This window comes from Peribacillus sp. NPDC096622 (genome assembly GCF_044762665.1).
In the GTDB taxonomy this organism is placed as follows: Bacteria; Bacillota; Bacilli; order Bacillales; family DSM-1321; genus Peribacillus; species Peribacillus frigoritolerans_B.
The window spans coordinates 59,499-76,265 of record NZ_JBIWES010000017.1 but is presented as its reverse complement, the minus strand read 5'-3'; the positions used below and the strand labels follow the sequence as shown (position 1 = coordinate 76,265).

Annotated in this window: 16 protein-coding genes; 8 read left to right on the top strand and 8 right to left on the bottom strand. The window is 39.9% G+C overall.

Going from position 1 to position 16,767, the window contains the following annotated elements:
* The first annotated feature begins 665 nt into the window (after positions 1–665).
* The 5 genes from ACIQYG_RS22510 (at position 666) to ACIQYG_RS22490 (ending at position 5,413) form a co-directional block, all read left to right on the top strand.
* The gene (locus ACIQYG_RS22510) at positions 666–1,730 is read left to right on the top strand and encodes a C45 family autoproteolytic acyltransferase/hydrolase (protein WP_402842712.1); all 1,065 of its coding nucleotides are present in this window, start codon (positions 666–668) and stop codon (positions 1,728–1,730) included.
* A gap of 206 nt (positions 1,731–1,936) precedes the next feature.
* On the top strand, positions 1,937–2,227 hold the full coding sequence (locus ACIQYG_RS22505) for a DUF3817 domain-containing protein (RefSeq protein ID WP_402842709.1): 291 nt from the start codon (positions 1,937–1,939) through the stop codon (positions 2,225–2,227).
* 153 nt (positions 2,228–2,380) lie between these two features.
* Positions 2,381–3,148: an ABC transporter ATP-binding protein gene (locus ACIQYG_RS22500; RefSeq protein WP_402842707.1), complete on the top strand. Its 768-nt coding sequence runs from the start codon at positions 2,381–2,383 to the stop codon at positions 3,146–3,148.
* Positions 3,135–5,054: an FtsX-like permease family protein gene (locus ACIQYG_RS22495; RefSeq protein ID WP_402842705.1), complete on the top strand. Its 1,920-nt coding sequence runs from the start codon at positions 3,135–3,137 to the stop codon at positions 5,052–5,054. The genes ACIQYG_RS22500 and ACIQYG_RS22495 overlap by 14 nt, the downstream gene beginning before the upstream one ends.
* A 5-nt stretch (positions 5,055–5,059) precedes the next feature.
* Entirely contained in the window at positions 5,060–5,413 is a 354-nt protein-coding gene (locus ACIQYG_RS22490) for a YxeA family protein (RefSeq protein WP_402842702.1), read from the top strand.
* A 56-nt stretch (positions 5,414–5,469) separates the two neighbouring features.
* Here the strand turns inward: ACIQYG_RS22490 and ACIQYG_RS22485 are convergent, their stop codons facing one another.
* Positions 5,470–6,858: a sensor histidine kinase gene (locus ACIQYG_RS22485; protein ID WP_402842700.1), complete on the bottom strand. Its 1,389-nt coding sequence runs from the start codon at positions 6,856–6,858 to the stop codon at positions 5,470–5,472.
* A complete protein-coding gene (locus ACIQYG_RS22480; RefSeq protein ID WP_402842697.1) occupies positions 6,855–7,565 on the bottom strand; it encodes a response regulator transcription factor in 711 nt (236 codons plus the stop codon). Before ACIQYG_RS22480 ends, ACIQYG_RS22485 begins: the two co-directional genes overlap by 4 nt.
* 349 nt (positions 7,566–7,914) lie before the next feature.
* Between ACIQYG_RS22480 and ACIQYG_RS22475 the strand changes: the two genes are divergently transcribed.
* Positions 7,915–9,090, top strand: coding sequence for an MFS transporter (locus ACIQYG_RS22475; protein WP_402842694.1), 1,176 nt, complete (start codon positions 7,915–7,917; stop codon positions 9,088–9,090).
* A 73-nt stretch (positions 9,091–9,163) separates the two neighbouring features.
* On the opposite strand, the gene ACIQYG_RS22470 is transcribed toward ACIQYG_RS22475, so the two are convergent.
* The 6 genes from ACIQYG_RS22470 to ACIQYG_RS22445 form a co-directional block, all read right to left on the bottom strand.
* Positions 9,164–9,901 carry an amino acid ABC transporter ATP-binding protein gene (locus ACIQYG_RS22470; RefSeq protein ID WP_402842691.1) on the bottom strand — a complete coding sequence of 246 codons (738 nt, stop codon included), beginning with the start codon at positions 9,899–9,901 and terminating at the stop codon, positions 9,164–9,166.
* A gap of 29 nt (positions 9,902–9,930) precedes the next feature.
* The gene (locus ACIQYG_RS22465; RefSeq protein ID WP_402842728.1) at positions 9,931–10,635 is read right to left on the bottom strand and encodes an amino acid ABC transporter permease; all 705 of its coding nucleotides are present in this window, start codon (positions 10,633–10,635) and stop codon (positions 9,931–9,933) included.
* Complete coding sequence (locus ACIQYG_RS22460) at positions 10,619–11,443, bottom strand: amino acid ABC transporter substrate-binding protein (protein ID WP_402842688.1); 825 nt, start codon at positions 11,441–11,443, stop codon at positions 10,619–10,621. Before ACIQYG_RS22460 ends, ACIQYG_RS22465 begins: the two co-directional genes overlap by 17 nt.
* Before the next feature lie 295 nt (positions 11,444–11,738).
* The gene (locus ACIQYG_RS22455) at positions 11,739–11,999 is read right to left on the bottom strand and encodes a hypothetical protein (RefSeq protein ID WP_402842685.1); all 261 of its coding nucleotides are present in this window, start codon (positions 11,997–11,999) and stop codon (positions 11,739–11,741) included.
* 594 nt (positions 12,000–12,593) lie between these two features.
* Complete coding sequence (locus ACIQYG_RS22450; RefSeq protein WP_402842683.1) at positions 12,594–13,064, bottom strand: DinB family protein; 471 nt, start codon at positions 13,062–13,064, stop codon at positions 12,594–12,596.
* Positions 13,065–13,610: 546 nt separating this feature from the next.
* Positions 13,611–14,024, bottom strand: coding sequence for a GNAT family N-acetyltransferase (locus tag ACIQYG_RS22445; RefSeq protein ID WP_402842680.1), 414 nt, complete (start codon positions 14,022–14,024; stop codon positions 13,611–13,613).
* Between the two features lie 540 nt (positions 14,025–14,564).
* Between ACIQYG_RS22445 and ACIQYG_RS22440 the strand changes: the two genes are divergently transcribed.
* Complete coding sequence (locus tag ACIQYG_RS22440; RefSeq protein WP_402842725.1) at positions 14,565–15,455, top strand: TIGR01777 family oxidoreductase; 891 nt, start codon at positions 14,565–14,567, stop codon at positions 15,453–15,455.
* 62 nt (positions 15,456–15,517) lie between these two features.
* Positions 15,518–16,696: an LL-diaminopimelate aminotransferase gene (locus tag ACIQYG_RS22435; protein WP_402842678.1), complete on the top strand. Its 1,179-nt coding sequence runs from the start codon at positions 15,518–15,520 to the stop codon at positions 16,694–16,696.
* Positions 16,697–16,767 lie beyond the last annotated feature (71 nt).

Genomic DNA, 16,767 nt, shown 5'->3' with positions numbered 1-16,767 from the left:
ATAACGAAATAGTACATTTACGCCCTTCGAAAAAAATGAGAATATGGAGGGTTTTTTTTAGCATGGCTTTTTTACTAATGTGTTTTCATACAAAAAATCAAATTGGTAAAACTACCTATGTAAAAACCAAATAGGAAGAGGTAGTAAATTGAAATTACTTTTTATACGTTTATTAGTTGTATTTATTCTAATTCAAAACATTCCACTAATAGTTCAAGCTAAAGAAAAATTGGTTTGATATAATATATCAAATTGGCTTTTTAGCTATTATAGTTGCAATTGGATTTCTTATATACAAATGTATCAAAATTAAGAGAATGAATAGGCGTACTAAATAAGTTTTTTTACAACACTTTATATTCATCGGGTTAGAAATACCATTTAGCAAAGGTTGAAGAAGTGATTACAAAATATATCTTTATCAATAGCCTGAGCCCTTACTCATATAGAGTAGGGGCCTTTTTAAATTATAAAAAATATTTATGAAGATACTTTTTATTCGTTACACTGCCTTTATTCGTGTCTCCACCCATAATAAGAAATCAGGAAAACATTTTCTTGAAATCTGAACTAATGACATGATTTAAGGCTTATCTTCTTTATTTTCAACTATGCTTCAAGTATTCTTAATTTGAATAGCAACTACTGTAAATGAGGGATAAGCCGTGAAGCAAATATATAGTGATGTCATACAATTTCGGGGTACACATTATGAGTTTGGATACATGCAAGGGGAGGAATTAAAAGATTCACTAACGGTAAAAAACCGTGAAGATCAGTGGAAGATCAGGCAGCCTCGGTTTACGGTTGAAGAAGAAGAGGTCAAGAGAGCGATTACACAATTCGCCCCTGGAGTTTGGGAAGAATTACTGGGATTGCAAGAAGCACTGAAATGGCCAATTGACCGCGTGCTGCAAGAGTTCGGTGGATACCGGTTGGATTATGTTCGGTCGGGCTGTTCGATCATGACAGGCAATGATTATCTTATTCGGAATTATGATTACCACCCGAAGACCTATGAAGGACGCTATGTCTTATTCCAGCCAACCGATCAAGGGTATTCAAGCATCGGCCCTAGTCAGCGAGGGACTGGCCGGATGGATGGAATGAACGAAAAAGGGTTGGTGATAGGCTATAACTTCATGAATCGGAAGAACCCTGGTGATGGTTTCATTTGTTGCATGATTGGCAGACTGATTGTTGAATCGTGTGCGGACGTTCAGGAAGCGGTGGCGATGTTGAAGGAAATCCCGCATCGTCATTCTTTCACTTACGTCGTCTATGATAAAAGCGGAAGTACCTATATTGTGGAAACCTCCCCAAGAAATATAGAGGTGCGCACGTCAAATGCTTGTACCAATCACTTTGAAATCATGAAAAATGAAAACCGTAACCATCTTATCGATTCGAAACGCCGATTGGAGATCATCCAAGATCATGAAGGGAAACTTGCATCTGCCTACGATGCTTATCGGCTGTTTAATGATACCAATCAAGGTGTCTTCTCGGATTTATATAGCAGCTGGGCGGGAACGATTCATACATCCGCTTATTTACCTAAAGAGATGAAAGCTTGGATTGCATTGGGAGGGAACCAGGAGCCGACTTCCATAGATTTTGCGAAATGGCTCGAAGGGGAAGATGTTGATTTAGAACGAATCAAAGGTGTAATTGATACGGATATTCCCTTCGTGCACATGGATGAGGGAGCGAATTGGTTTCGGAATTGAGCGTCTTTAAGTAAATTTCCACCTTACTTTGTTAAGGGCCCAATCCTTTGATTGGGCTTTTTTTGTTGTTCTATTTTTAGGAAAACCTGGTACTATTTATTAGTGGGTTTCACCATAATATAATATGATAGAGTAACAGATTTTGGATTGGGACAAGAAGCTGGATTTGTCTGCCGTACTTGTACAATGAATAAGGGGATGAGCGAATGTTTTCGACAGCTATTGGATGGTTTCGGTTTATTACAATAATTGAGGGAATCTCATATGTTCTATTGCTTGCCATTGGTATGCCCATTAAGTACATATTGGATATTGGGGAAGCAACACTCATTTTAGGCAGCATCCATGGTTTCTTGTTTGTCGTGTTTGGGCTTTTTTTACTTTATGTGAGCATCATATCAAAATGGTCCTTTTTAAAAATGGCGATGATTTTCATCGTTTCATTCATTCCATTTGGTAATTTTGTAATCGACCGCAGGCTTTTGAAGCAAAGTTAATCACTATTACTTTTAAAAAATCCAAAGAAACGCCTTTCCATTTAAATGGAAGGCGTTTTTTTGGATTTAAGCTTGCTGTAAGGTTGGCACAAAGATGCTGTAAGAATGAGCATGTAAAGTAAATGTATCAACAATACTGAAGAGGTGAAACAAATGGAACCATTATTAAAAGTGGAAAATATAAAAAAAACGTATGGTAAATCAAGCGCTGCTTATACAGCGTTGGAAAATATATCTTTTGACATCCATGCAGGGGAGTTTGTAGGAATCATGGGACCTTCTGGAGCGGGGAAATCGACGTTGCTCAATATGTTGGCAACTATTGACTCGCCGACTGAAGGGAAAATTTATATGAATGATACGAGCATTCACGATATGAAAGGGGCTGACTTAACGGATTTCAGACGTGATAATCTTGGTTTCATCTTCCAGGATTACAATTTGCTAGACTCATTGACTGTGAAGGAAAATATATTATTACCGCTGGCGATTGCGAAAATTCCAGCGAAAGAAATTACTGCATTGGTGAATCGTATTGCTAAAGTATTCGGGATTGAAGATTTATTAGCTAAATATCCATACCAAATTTCCGGTGGGCAAAAGCAAAGAACAGCTGCAGCCAGAGCGCTTGTAACAGAGCCTGCATTGATCCTGGCAGATGAGCCAACAGGTGCACTTGATTCAAAATCAGCAACTGGTCTGCTGGAAAGCTTAAGTGAACTAAATGAAAATAATAATTCCACCATCATGTTGGTGACACATGATGCATATGCCGCAAGCTTCTGCCGGCGGATCATTTTCATCAAGGATGGTACGCTATCAACAGAAATTTATCGTCGTGGCCAGTCACGTAAAGCTTTTTTCCAAGAAATTATGGATGTCCTTGCAACAATTGGAGGTGAGGTAGATGACGTTATTTAGTCTGGCGAGAAAAAATATTGCCCGGAACCTTTCCCAATATTTTTTATATATCGCATCCATGGTGTTTAGCATTATCATCTACTTCACATTTGTAACATTAAAATATAGTGATGCAGTTGCAGTACAAACGGCTTCATCACAGAAATTAGATTCATTAATGAGTGGAGCGGCCGTCATCCTGATTTTTTTCGTTGCCATTTTTATTGCCTATTCCAATTCATTCTTCATGAAAAAACGTAAAAAAGAAGTGGCATTATATGCTTTGCTTGGCGTACGTAATCGCCAGATTGGCTTTATGCTCTTCTTTGAAAACCTATTGCTAGGTTTGGTTTCATTGGTTGTGGGGATTTTACTTGGATTTCTTTGTTCAAAAGGGTTCATGACGATCTTGCTCTATTTAATGGGCTATGATGTCATCGCACCATTTACTTTTTCGGGATCTGCAGCATTGAACACCTCTATCGTATTTCTTATTATTTTCTTGGTGACATCATTCCAGGGCTATCGTTTAATTTACCAATTTAAACTAATTGATCTGTTCCATGCATCGAAAAAGGGGGAAGCGGCTCCGAAGCCATCTATGATTGTAGCCTTTCTGGGAATTTTCCTGATTGTCATGGGATATTGGTTGGCGATGCAAGATCTTTTTACTTCTAAAGTGTGGGAAAAAGTCGGCTTTTTGATGACGGCACTCATTATTTTGACAACTGTAATTGCCGGTACATTTTTATTGTTTCATAGCGTGACAGGCTTTTTGTTAGCCGTGATTAAGAAAAATGAAAAATGGCTATGGAAAGGCCTGCATCTGATGACGGTCTCGCAATTGCTATATCGCATTCGGGGGAATGCACGGACATTGACCGTAATTGCGGTGTTAAGTGCTACAACGGTAACGGCCGGGGGTGCGGTTTATGGTCTTTATTACAACGCGAATGACCAAGTCATGACCGTTGATCCGAATACCTTCATGTATCAGCAAACGGATGCAAAAAGCGATCATCAAGTCACCGCCGTATTGCCAGATACAAAGTATGATGAAAATGTCGAAGCACTATCCATCACATTTAATACGGAAGAACTTAGCAAGGGATCAGCATTCGATAGCTCGGATAAAAGGATTTATACGGTTATCGACGAAAGAACATATAACAAATTGGCAGATGTACAAGGTAAGGACACATTGCTTGTGAATCATGGCAAAGCAGTCATTTTAGATATTGGATATGACAAAAGATTCTCACCTGAATACAAGGACAAGACGATCAGGACCGAAAACAACACGGCGATCACATTCCAAAGCTTGAAAACACAAACAGTTTTAAATGCCAAAACAGCAGGCATTGCAGTGGTTGTATCGAATGAGCAATTTAAATCATTGCAAAAAGAAGGGGAAGCCCTGAACTATCGTGTTATCGGTGTTGATCAAGCCTCCGTGGATTTATCTGAAAAAATTGCAAAACAAATACCTGAAGAAGCTCTATTTTCCAGTGCCCCTCAAGATTTTCAAACAAGCATTGAAAGTGTAGGCTCATTGCTCTTTATCGGCAGTTTTCTTGGTCTGGTTTTTTTAGCGGCAACAGGCAGTATCATTTACTTTAAAGTTCTGACGGAAGCTGAGGAAGATAAATCACAATACAATATGCTTCATAAAATGGGCGTTAACGCAAAAGAAATGCGGAAATCCATTGCATCTCAAGTGTTTGTAATCTTTTTCGTTCCGCTGGCAGTGGGGCTGTTGCACAGTGCGGTTGCGTTAAAAGCCTTCTCGGGCTTATTGATGATGGACTTGGCAAAACCTGTGTTGATCTGGATGATCGCTTATACGGTTATTTACGGTCTGTATTATATCTTAACGGTAGCTTCCTATAATCGTATTATCACACAAAATAATAAAACAGAAGGATGATCGTGATGAAAAAATTTCTTATGATAGTTGGCATTTTGTTTATACTCGGAGCGGCAGGAGTATTCGCGCTTACTAAATTGGACTTTAACCGAATGAATGCCGATAATTATTATTTGCAAATTACTGAGGATGGGGTGCAACATGAAACCAAGCTCGATGATGGTTCAGTGATGACTTACTATTCTTATAAACTTGACGCCAAAAATGCGGATGGTGAAATGATACCGCTTGAATTCACTGCACAAAAAAATCTTCGAAAAGATGCTTACTTAAAGATGTATGTGAAAAATGGTGATGAAGTTTCGTCATATGATGAAGTGAAATTTGAGGATATTCCAAAAAAGGCACAACCAAAATAAATAGGAGAGAGGGCTGTCTGTATGTTGTGGACAGCCCTTTCTCTGTAAGGAAAAAATTATAAAAGTATCGTAATGGTTGTTCCCTTATTTTCAATGCTAGTCAAATCCAGTTTACCTTTATGAGCCAGAATAATGTCCCTTGCAATGGCCATTCCTAAGCCGGTCCCATGTGTACTGGCAGTATTCGTACCTCGATAGTAGCGTTCGAAAACCTGTTCCAAATCTTTGGAGGGAATACCGCGGCCATTATCGGCAATGGTAATTTGGGTATAAAGTTCTGAATGTAGATGAATATCATCAATTTGTATTTTCAAGACGACATTTTCATCATTATGTACGAGCGCATTGTAGATAAAGTTAAAAATCGCCCGTTTCAGTAAATTTCTATCGACTTTATGTATTGCCTTGTCCACATTTGCATCAAATTCAACCTGTCGATCACCAAATTGTGAATCATTTAAGAGCTCGATCGTCATTTCTCTTATAAACCCAACGATATCAACATCTTCAAATTGCAAAGGAAGTCGTTGGTTGCGTAAACGCATCGTTAAATTGAGGTCATCCAACAAATCTTTCATATATACGGACTGTCTATTAATAATGGATGTAAACTCATACAATTCTTGTGGTGTTAATTCAGTGGCATTGTCTTTCATCAATTCTGTATAACCATGGATCGAAGCAAGTGGTGTCTTCATGTCATGAGAAACATTGCTAATCCATTCCTCACGCATTTGGTCGAGTTGATCACGTTCTTTTTCATACTGATCTAACTTTACCGATAGTTCATTCATATTGTGAAATACATCTTCATATACGCCTTTTGGTATACTCATCTTTTTAAAACGTCTTTCACGAAGCTGCTGAATTCCTTCTATTAAAGTGTTAAGTGGTGTCGTTAATCTTTTACCAAATAATAGTCCAATGACTAGGGCAATAATAATATCCACGGTTAAAAACAGTAAAAGTATGATGTTGATATACTTTAAAATGTGAACATAATTATAGGACAGTACATATCGGCCTATTCCTCGATCTTTAACCCCTACAAAATAGCTGAAATCATGAGCTTCGCCGGCAAAAACAGTAGTCTCTGCATCGATTTCTTTATACTTATACATTTGGACGATTTCAACAGGGGAATATACGGTTTCCAATTTTTGAGGTGTGTAATAGGCTGCGACTTGTTCACCCTTATCATTCAAAAATTGTATCCAGGCGTTTGTGTTCCGCAGTTTTTCCAGTCCTTCTTCATTTACCATTGGTTTGTCATCAATTAGTTCTACATATTGTGAAAAAGATCGGCTAAAGTTTTCCGCAGATTCCTCTTCCGTGTCGAAATGAACAAAGAGTAAGCATAAAAGTAAAATTGTATTTACGATTCCCACGATTACAACAATTGTCACAACGGATCCTAAAAAGCGCCGTGTCAATTTCCACTTCATCTTGTTTCACCCTTGGTCTGTAATTTATAACCAAGCCCTTTAACGGTTATTAAAAAAGAAGGCTTTGAAGGATCTGCCTCGATTTTTTCGCGTAAACGGCGAATATGAACCATCACTGTATTATCAGAGCCAAAGAAATCATCGCCCCACACATGTTCAAACAAAGTTTCCTTGCTCAAGATCTGATTCGGATGATGCATAAAACAGCTCATCAGACCGATTTCTTTAGCTGTGAGCTCAAGCGTTTTGCCATCCTTTTTCACTTCATTTTCATTTGAACTAAGCTCAAATGGCCCAATTTGCAATTCTTTCGGTGAGGTTTTTTCCTCTGTATAGCCCGCCCGCCTAAGCTGCGCCTTTACCCGATAGGCCACTTCTTTCGGACTGAATGGTTTGGTAATATAATCATCCCCGCCAATCGCCAACCCTAAAAGCTTATCAATTTCCTCATCCTTTGCCGACAAAAATAAAATGGGCACATTCGACACTTCACGAATTTGCTTGCATAAATCATAGCCTTCACCATCTGGCAGCATGATATCCAGCAAGACTAGTGATGGATCGAACTTCTGAAACTTTGCCCACCCATCCGCAATCGTTCCCGCCGTAATAATATTCGGGATACCTTCTTTATGTAAAACTGTCTCCATGAGACGTGCCAAATCTTCTTCATCGTCAATAATTAAAATCCACTGATCATTAGACATTCTTCTACCTCCCAAACATCAATCATACCCTACAGTATAGAGTACCCCTTAAGAAAAAATAAGGGGAGGAAAAGATTTTTAACGAACTCATGCCACTGATTTCACGAAACACAGTGAAAAAAAGAAAGTGCCATTACATGAGAAATGACTGTAGAGTTCAGGATTTTGATGCCCGGTCCTTATTTATTTAAGGGAGTTTCTGAAAGAAGGTCGTGCTTCATACTGATTTGGTAAAGGTTGTATGATAAACTGTTTAAAGTATTGCCAGGTAGATTATGCTAAGTAATGGGATTCAGGAATTCGTTCCAATGTACGCAGCGAATGTGGAGAATAAAAGGAGAAAAATATAATGGAAACAAAAAAGGTGTTACCCGTACTTTTTTTAGTGATGTTTTTAGTCATGGTCGGATTTGGGATCATCATTCCCGTCATTCCGTTCCTTGCTGAAAAGGTTGGTGGCAGTCCTACAGAGCTTGGCCTTTTAATGGCTGTTTATTCACTGATGCAATTATTTTTTGCCCCGATGTGGGGACGTATATCTGACCGGATAGGACGTAAGCCTGTCATGATTATCGGGATTGCTGGACTGGCCCTTTCGTTTTTCATCCAGGCTTCGGCAGATTCCTTATGGGTATTATTTGTAGCCAGAATCATTGGCGGGATTTTGTCATCGGCTAACATGCCAACCGCAATGGCATATGTGGCTGACATCACGACGCCGGAAGATCGGGGAAAAGGGATGGGAATCATCGGGGCCGCCACAGGGCTTGGATTCATCTTTGGACCGGCGATTGGTGGGGTATTCTCCAAATCAAGTTTGAACTTACCGTTTTACATTGCGGGAATATCCTCTTTGATTACTTTATTCTTAGTGATTGCGATACTGAAGGAATCACATACAGTAGAGAAGAGGGCCCAACAGTCAAAAAATAAAGAGTCCATTTGGAAAGCCTTTAGAGGGCCTCTTAAAACCATGTTTTTCCTGCAAATGATCGTCACCCTTTCAATGGCAGGACTTGAAACGACTTTCGCCTATTTTGCAGCCAAAAAGGCTGATATAAGTCTTGTACAATTAGGCTATATCTTTATGATCATGGGGTTTGGGAGTGCGATCGTTCAAGGTGGATTAGTGGGTAGGATGACAAAGAAATATGGGGAAGGAGCGGTCATCCGAATGGGAATCATCGTCTCGGCAGTTGGTTTCATTCTCATCCTGTTTTCTTCCGGGTTCTGGACATCGGCGGTCTTCCTGACGATTTTCGGAGTGGGTAATGGGTTCATCCGGCCGGCCATTTCGGCACTGCTTACCAAAAGTTCCATGACGGGCCATGGCAGTGTCACGGGACTGCTATCTTCCTTCGACTCGTTCGGCAGGATTGCGGGTCCTCCGCTCGGCGGTTGGTTATTTTCGATTTCTATTGATTTACCATTTATATCGGGCGCGATCCTTTCCGTTTTTGCCTTGATTCTTTTTCAGTTATACCATGCACGGACACAGACTAAACAGGTCCAAGCAACTCATTAAGTTGATGATGGGCAAAAACCCCCCATTCTAAAAATGGGGGGGGTCGAGCGGTGCTTGAAATAGCACCGTTTTTTTATTGAATCATATTGAGGAATTTTCGTGTACGCGCTTCTTTAGGGTTTGTGAAAATCTGCTCGGGTGCACCCCGCTCGATTATTTTTCCTTCATCCATGAAAATGACTTCATCGGCGACTTCACGGGCGAAACGCATTTCATGGGTCACCACGATCATTGTCATGCCCTCTTCTTTCGCCAGGTCTTTCATGACCTGCAGGACGTCTCCGACTAGTTCGGGATCCAAAGCGGAAGTGGGTTCATCGAATAGCATGACCTTAGGCTCCATGGCCAGGGCCCTTGCAATTCCGACCCGTTGCTGCTGTCCGCCGGACAATTGAAACGGATAAAAATCGATTTTTTCACCTAAGCCCACTTTTGTAAGCAGGGCAGCAGCCGTTTCTTTCGCTTGATGTTTGGCGATGTTTTTTACAATGATGGGGCCTTCCATTACATTTTCCAAAGCTGTTTTGTGGGGGAAGAGGTTATAGCTTTGGAAAACCATCCCTGTCAAACTGCGAAAAGAAGTAATCGAATTTTTTCTAACCGGTTTTTTGAAGTCCATTACCGTTTCATCGATTTCAATCGTCCCGTCCGTTGGTACCTCAAGGAGATTCAAACACCGAAGAAAGGTTGTTTTACCTGAACCCGAAGGACCGATCAATACAATGACTTTCCCTTGCTCAACTTCCAAATCGATGCCCTTTAATACTTCAAGGTCACCAAACGATTTATGAAGATTCTTAATGTTGATCATTTTAAAATCCCCTTTAACTACTGCGGTTCTTATTTTGCTACATAACGATTAAGTCTGTCCTCTAAACTTCCTTGAATGAAAGATAGAATGGTGCACAAAATCCAATATAAAGCAGCTGCTTCCATGTAAAGTAGTAGAAATTCATAGTTTTTTGCAGCGATTTCCTGGGCTTTACGGAATAATTCCGTTACAAGAATGAGTGATGCAAGCGATGTATCTTTTAAAAGGCTAATGAACGTATTGGATAATGGGGGAATGGATACCCGAGCTGCCTGCGGCAAAATGATGCGCTTTAAAGCTTGGGTATATGACATCCCGATTGAATAGCCTGCTTCCCATTGCCCTTTTGGTATGGATAAAATGGCCGCTCGTATAATTTCAGATGCGTATGCTCCAACACTTAGTGAGAATCCGATAATTGCCGATATGAAAGGATCGATGGTTACACCTAAATTTGGAAGTCCATAGAAAATGATAAATAATTGCACAAGTAATGGTGTCCCGCGGATGATTGACACATATACTCGCGCAATTATTTGAAGTATCCTCATGGAAGATAATCTAGCCAATGCTGTGAGTACAGCAAGAATAAGGCCGAGAACAAATGAAATTAGTGTTAGTGGAATCGTATATTGAATAGCTCCCTCTATCATTGGATAGAGGGAGGTTTGAGCGATGGAAACAAGCTGGTCCATACGCTCGGGGTCGGCGAAAATATTACTTAGGAGAAACATCTTCACCAAACCATTTATCCGAGATTTTCGCGTACGTGCCGTCTTCTTTCATTGCTTTAAGTGCTTTGTTTACTTCTTCCACTAATTTACCACTGTCTTTTCTGAACATTAAACCACTTGCGACTCCGCTTTCTTCCTCATCAGCCACTTTGATAGGTGCATCCGGATGTTGTTTTTTATAATCAAGGTAAGATAATTTGTCATTGATCGTGGCATCTACACGTTTAGAACCAATAAGCTGTACGGATTGAGAAAATCCTTCAATTCCGGTAACTTCAGCACCATGTGATTTCGCCAGGTCATTGTAGTTACTCGTTAATGATTGTGCAGAGGTCTTGCCTTTCAAATCATCGAAGGATTTAATATCCGTATTATCTTTGTGTACAAGCAATACGGCCCCTGATTGAATATATGGGTCAGAGAAATCATATTTCTTTTGACGGTCTTCATCGATGCCCACTTGGTTTGCGATCATATCAAATCGTTTTGCATCCAAGCCTGCAAACATGCCGTCCCATTGTGTTTCCTTGAATTCAGCTTTCACTCCAAGGCGTTTTGCCACTTCTTTAGCAATTTCAACATCAAACCCCGTTAGTTTATCTGAATCATCGTGGAATGTGAAAGGAGGATATGTACCTTCTGTTCCAACAGTTAATACGCCATCTTTTTTGACTTTATCATATAGACTTTCTTGTGAAGAAGATTTATTGCCGGTATCGTTTGCCTCATTTTTTGTATCGGTACCACAAGCGGTAAGTACAACCGTGAAAGCTAACAATAGCGATAAAAGTGCAACCATTTTTTTCATTTGGGTAAACCTCCTAGTAATCTGATAGGGATTGATACTCTGTGATACTATACAAGAAAAGGAAAAAAGTCAATGAAAATAACTTATATCATTAGTGTTAATGAAACTTGGTGAATTATACGGATTTTCACGCATTGAAGTTAAATAATACGAAAGGAAAGGGAAGTGATCATTAAGAATCCAAGGGGACAAAAAGCCCCTCATCCACGTCGAATATTAGCTAAGTGGAAAAGGGGGTTTTTGGGCCATCCGGAACTATTGCAAGGTTCTTTTAACTTAGTGTTTATCATGATTCCTATCCTCTACACTGACGAATATAGGATTCGAATAGAACCACTACAGTTTGATCTTCACCGACATTGAATTGCAGTTCATAATTCCCTGTCCTGTAAATGTAGTTGTTTTCATTCGTACTGGAAATATGCCGTATTTCGACTGTAATATGTATTTCCAGGTGTAACAATCGTTCCCAATACAAAACTTTTACGGTCTGCGGCACCAGTTGATTTAAAGTAATCATTTCAAGTTGATCTCTAGAACCATGTATAGCAAGCATCCTCATCACCACAAGTTTAAATATTTCTATTTAAAACAATAAAGACTGTAGGCAAAAGGGTTCAATCTAAAATTAAAAACTAGGTTAATTGGAGCGTGCGTGAGACTCCTGCGGGAAAAGCGTGTCTAGGGGAGACCCCGCAGGCGCAAGACAAGGAGGCTCCCCGACCGCCCGCGGAATGCGAGTGCCTGAAGCGGAAATCAACGTCCAAATCGTACAAGCAATAAAAAAACTGCAGGCCCAATCATTCAGACTGGTACCCGCAGTTTGTAGGCGGAAAACATATCTTTCATCAAATGATGTTCTATAAACCAATACCTTCAACTCCCAGGCATGGTTTCTAACTAAATGCTATAACAAAGTTGATTGGAGCGGGTGTGAGACTCCTGCGGGAAAAGCGCGTCTAGGGGAGACCCCGCAGGCGCAAGGCGAGGAGGCTCCCCGACCGCCCGCGGAAAGCGAGTGCCTGAAGCGGAAATCAACATCCAAATCGTACAAGCAATAAAAAAAACTGCAGACAAACACGATTTTCATCAAGTTTGCCAACAGTCTGGGCGCTTCACCATGATGAAACACCCTTTGAAAATGATGTGATTAATCCCAAACGTTAATTCTAGGGACTCCAGCAGTTCTTAAGTAGTCCAATAATTGACCAGTATGTACAGACTCATGATAAGCGATTCTCAGCAGTATGTCTCCTAAATCCCTGATATATCCTACATCAGAGCGATCGATTTTAATAGTGGATAAGTCGTCTTCGCTGAAGGATATGATTGTTTCCAAAAAGTCACGCCTGTAAGGTTCGGCAAATTTTAATTCCGCTTCTACAGAGATAAGTGGCTGTTTTTCATATGGTGATTCATAAACTGGTAAGCTGCCTTGATTTTTAATGGATAAATGATAGTAATGCTCACTATCAAGGACATGTCTAACCATTTCTAAACAGCTCATTGCCTTGTCGTCCGGTTTCCAATGGAGTGTGCCTTTAGGTATTGAAGTCCATAGTTTAATGTTTCTTCTTCTAACCTCTTCAAGATTTAAGATGATTAGTTCTATCGATTTCATTATATCTCCCCTTTTAGCAGGTATATAATCACTATACAGGAATGGGTTTATTTTGAAAATATAGAAAAAATATTATGGGTGGGGTATTAAATCATTGCGATTCCTTCCAATATATATAGTGCCGCTCCTGTTTTATTAAGATAAACGTATCTAGGGTTAACTAGTTTTTACTGGTTGACCTTTTTAAGGGGAACTCTACTATCAAGCAAAGGAATGACAAACGTGGCACATTGTTTGTTCAATAGAATTACCTTGAATACATGGGAAATTGCATGAAAAAGAAGCATCGGAGAGAGGAGTAAGATTTTAAGAAAGGTTGAAGAGACTACAGGGAAAATGCCTATGAATCCGTGTAGAATTTACAGGCTTTCCTTCCCTAGTTGTTCATTGCATGGAGGAACGGAGAATTCATATATCCCTATAATCCTAATCTCACTTATTAGGATTAGTATCAGGAAGATAATCCCTGTGAATGGAGGGTAAAACGGAATGTATTTTGATCGATCTTTCTTTTTATTTACCCCTATAGGCTTCAAGAGACCCTTCTTAAATCAGTGATTGAATTAGAATGTCATCACGATAAATGAAAATCGGTTTAAAACCAAGGGCTCTAAACTTTTGCAATGCTTCATGGTTATTTTTGTTCACGAAACCGGACACTACAAGGATTCCTTTTTTTCTCACATATGCTACTAATTCGGGTAAAAGGGCTTGGAGAATTCCCTTTCCTCTATATTTCTTGTCAATGACTACATAATTAATATGAGCCACTTTATATAAATAAAGATTATAACAAAGAAACCCCACTACTTTACCTTTATCATTACAAATCACAAGTACCTTGTGTGAATTTTGCAGAATTTCATTCACTTTATCGGAGGAAACCCGAAAATTTTTTACCGTAATATCCGTTAATTTCTTTATATCCTTTTTAGGTTTCCAGTCTCGAAAAAAATACATTATAACTTCTCCTTTATCTCTATTAGATATAACAGTTATTCACTAGACATATATAGCTGGTACATGTAAATACATAACATGGAATCCCTTAGATTAGTCCAAAGGGATTCCATGTGAATCTCAAAAAAGCAACCTTCTAATTTTCAAATTCTTTGACAGAAGTGGGTTGCTTGATGGAAGTAGGTTCCTTAATTGAAGTACCTCTATTATTGTTTAATAGATTTTGTAAGACTCTTCTCAAGGCAGACCTAAGGCTGCTATTGCCAGTTCCAGAATTACCAGTTCCAGAATTAACAGCTCTTCTTAGCTTTTTGTTTGACACTGAAATCATCCCCTTTGTTTTATAGATTTCCACATTACTAATTTATGTGTAATTTTTCCTTTTGCTTGGACAAGTTCATTAATTATTGCGCAGCACAGGAGTTGCTACCATTTAATGTAATAACATGGTATAATTCATGTGAAGTACTTCACATGAAAACACTTAAACACTCGTTATTATTCGTACTATTAACTCATAAACGAAAGTGCGTTGGTTATATGCTGAAGAAAGTGGTTTTAGCTGGCGGGACTGGTTTTGTCGGTCAATACTTTGAAAAGCATTTCAGGAATTTAGGGTATGAGGTAAGGATCATCTCCAGACAATCCCCGCATACTGGCTGGGAAGATAAAGAAGGAATAAGGGGAATGATCGATAATTCGGAAATGTTAATCAACCTAGCAGGAAAGACGGTCAATTGCCGTTACAACGCCAAGAATAAGAAAGAAATATTGGATTCACGAACCGATACGACTGAAGTGCTAGGTAAGGCGATTGAACAATGTGAGAATCCCCCTTCATTATGGATAAACTCAAGTACGGCAACGATATACAGGCATGCTGAAGATAAACCAATGACGGAGGAACATGGTGTAATCGGTTCAGGCTTTTCTGTAGATGTTGCGAAAGCGTGGGAGCGTTCATTTTTCAATTTCCGATTACCAAAGACGAGGCAAATTGCTTTACGGATCGCCATTATATTTGGAGATGGGGGAGTGATGACCCCATATAGGAATTTGGTTAAATTCGGACTGGGAGGGCATCAAGGATCAGGAAATCAGAAATTCAGTTGGATACATATAGAAGATTTATTTAACATTGTCCTTTTTCTGAGAAAGAATCAGGAGCTGAGCGGGGTGTTCAATTGTTCATCGCCGCATCCAGTTACAAATCGTGAATTGATGGCTCATTTGAGAAAACTCATGAATATTAGGATAGGACTTCCCTGCCCAACACCCATGCTTGAAATGGGCGCTTTCTTTATGGGTACCGAAACGGAATTGATATTAAAAAGCCGGTGGGTCATACCTGAGAGATTGGAAAAGGCGGGGTATGCATTTAAATTCCGTCATCTTGATGAGGGTCTGAAACAGATACTGATGAATTCTTAAAATACACGAGAAAGATTGCTATAATGATAGATAGAAAATCATTAATGGAGGGGAATCGCAGAATGGATATGACTCCATCTGAAAAAGTCGGAAAATTCACAACGGGGATATTTTCAGAGTTGGCGACCCGCAAGCAGGATGCAATGAAACGAGGGCTGGATGTTATCGATTTGAGTGTAGGAAGTCCGGATCTACCACCTCCTGATTTTGTAGTGGATACGCTTGTTAAGTATGCGCAGGATCCCAATTCCTACGGGTATACGTTAAAAGGTACACCTGAATTCCATGAGGCAGTCCGTTATTTTTATCGGATGCGTTATGGAGTGGAGCTGGATGCAGAAAAGGAAGTCCTCCAACTGATGGGATCGCAGGATGGCCTTGCACACTTGGCAACGGCGATGATAAACCCTGGAGATTATGTGCTGGTGCCAGATCCGGGATATCCAATTTATGAAGCGAGTGTAGAACTTGCCGGCGGAATCATTCATCCGATGCCGCTTACTGCCGAAAATGGATTCCTGCCGCAGCTTAACGAAATTCCGGGTGAAATATTGAAAAAGACCAAAATGATGATCATTAGTTATCCAGGAAATCCTGTCACGACCCTTGCTGATGAAGCTTTCTTTTTGGAAGTTATATCGTTTGCGAAAAAGAACGAGATCATGGTGGTTCACGATTTTGCTTATTCCGAGTTGATTTTTGATGATCATCCGCAAATTAGTTTTATGTCCATTCCTGGTGCCAAGGAAGTGGGGATTGAATTTAACTCACTTTCCAAAACTTTTAATATGGCCGGCTGCCGCATCGGGTATGCAGTAGGCAATCGAGAGGCGCTGAACATTCTGGGAACGTTGAAATCACACATCGATTATGGGGTTTTTTATCCTATCCAAAAAGCTGCCGAGATGGCGCTAACTTCCAATCTTTCGCTGCTATCCGAACAGGTTAAGGAATACCAGTCCCGACGTGATGCCTTGATTTCAGGTCTTGCGGAAGGGGGATGGCATGTACCGAAAACATCAGCTACCATGTTTATTTGGGCCCCGATTCCTGCTGGCTGGAAATCACGGGATTTTGCCTATGCATTGATTGAAAAAGCAGGGGTAACGGTCGTTCCAGGCGATGCTTTTGGTAAGCAGGGTGAAGGGTATGTCCGGATGGCCTTGGTTCAGCCGGAAGATAGATTGACAGAAGCTGCTGAACGGATAAGATTGTTTTTGGAGGGGAAAATTGGAGTGTGAAAAATCTAGCATTTAATATATTCAGGTTTTAAGAACGCTCGATCAAGGATCGGACGTTCTTTCTTTTTATT

What these genes read in the sequence shown, in the direction of transcription:
- ACIQYG_RS22505 (WP_402842709.1), top strand. Translation starts at nt 1,937, where the DNA reads ATGTTTTCGACAGCTATTGGATGGTTTCGGTTTATTACAATAATTGAG.
- ACIQYG_RS22500 (WP_402842707.1), top strand. Translation starts at nt 2,381, where the DNA reads ATGGAACCATTATTAAAAGTGGAAAATATAAAAAAAACGTATGGTAAA.
- ACIQYG_RS22495 (WP_402842705.1), top strand. Translation starts at nt 3,135, where the DNA reads ATGACGTTATTTAGTCTGGCGAGAAAAAATATTGCCCGGAACCTTTCC.
- ACIQYG_RS22490 (WP_402842702.1), top strand. Translation starts at nt 5,060, where the DNA reads ATGAAAAAATTTCTTATGATAGTTGGCATTTTGTTTATACTCGGAGCG.
- ACIQYG_RS22485 (WP_402842700.1), bottom strand. Translation starts at nt 6,858, where the DNA reads ATGAAGTGGAAATTGACACGGCGCTTTTTAGGATCCGTTGTGACAATT.
- ACIQYG_RS22480 (WP_402842697.1), bottom strand. Translation starts at nt 7,565, where the DNA reads ATGTCTAATGATCAGTGGATTTTAATTATTGACGATGAAGAAGATTTG.
- ACIQYG_RS22475 (WP_402842694.1), top strand. Translation starts at nt 7,915, where the DNA reads ATGGAAACAAAAAAGGTGTTACCCGTACTTTTTTTAGTGATGTTTTTA.
- ACIQYG_RS22470 (WP_402842691.1), bottom strand. Translation starts at nt 9,901, where the DNA reads ATGATCAACATTAAGAATCTTCATAAATCGTTTGGTGACCTTGAAGTA.
- ACIQYG_RS22465 (WP_402842728.1), bottom strand. Translation starts at nt 10,635, where the DNA reads ATGTTTCTCCTAAGTAATATTTTCGCCGACCCCGAGCGTATGGACCAG.
- ACIQYG_RS22460 (WP_402842688.1), bottom strand. Translation starts at nt 11,443, where the DNA reads ATGAAAAAAATGGTTGCACTTTTATCGCTATTGTTAGCTTTCACGGTT.
- ACIQYG_RS22455 (WP_402842685.1), bottom strand. Translation starts at nt 11,999, where the DNA reads ATGCTTGCTATACATGGTTCTAGAGATCAACTTGAAATGATTACTTTA.
- ACIQYG_RS22450 (WP_402842683.1), bottom strand. Translation starts at nt 13,064, where the DNA reads ATGAAATCGATAGAACTAATCATCTTAAATCTTGAAGAGGTTAGAAGA.
- ACIQYG_RS22445 (WP_402842680.1), bottom strand. Translation starts at nt 14,024, where the DNA reads ATGTATTTTTTTCGAGACTGGAAACCTAAAAAGGATATAAAGAAATTA.
- ACIQYG_RS22440 (WP_402842725.1), top strand. Translation starts at nt 14,565, where the DNA reads ATGCTGAAGAAAGTGGTTTTAGCTGGCGGGACTGGTTTTGTCGGTCAA.
- ACIQYG_RS22435 (WP_402842678.1), top strand. Translation starts at nt 15,518, where the DNA reads ATGGATATGACTCCATCTGAAAAAGTCGGAAAATTCACAACGGGGATA.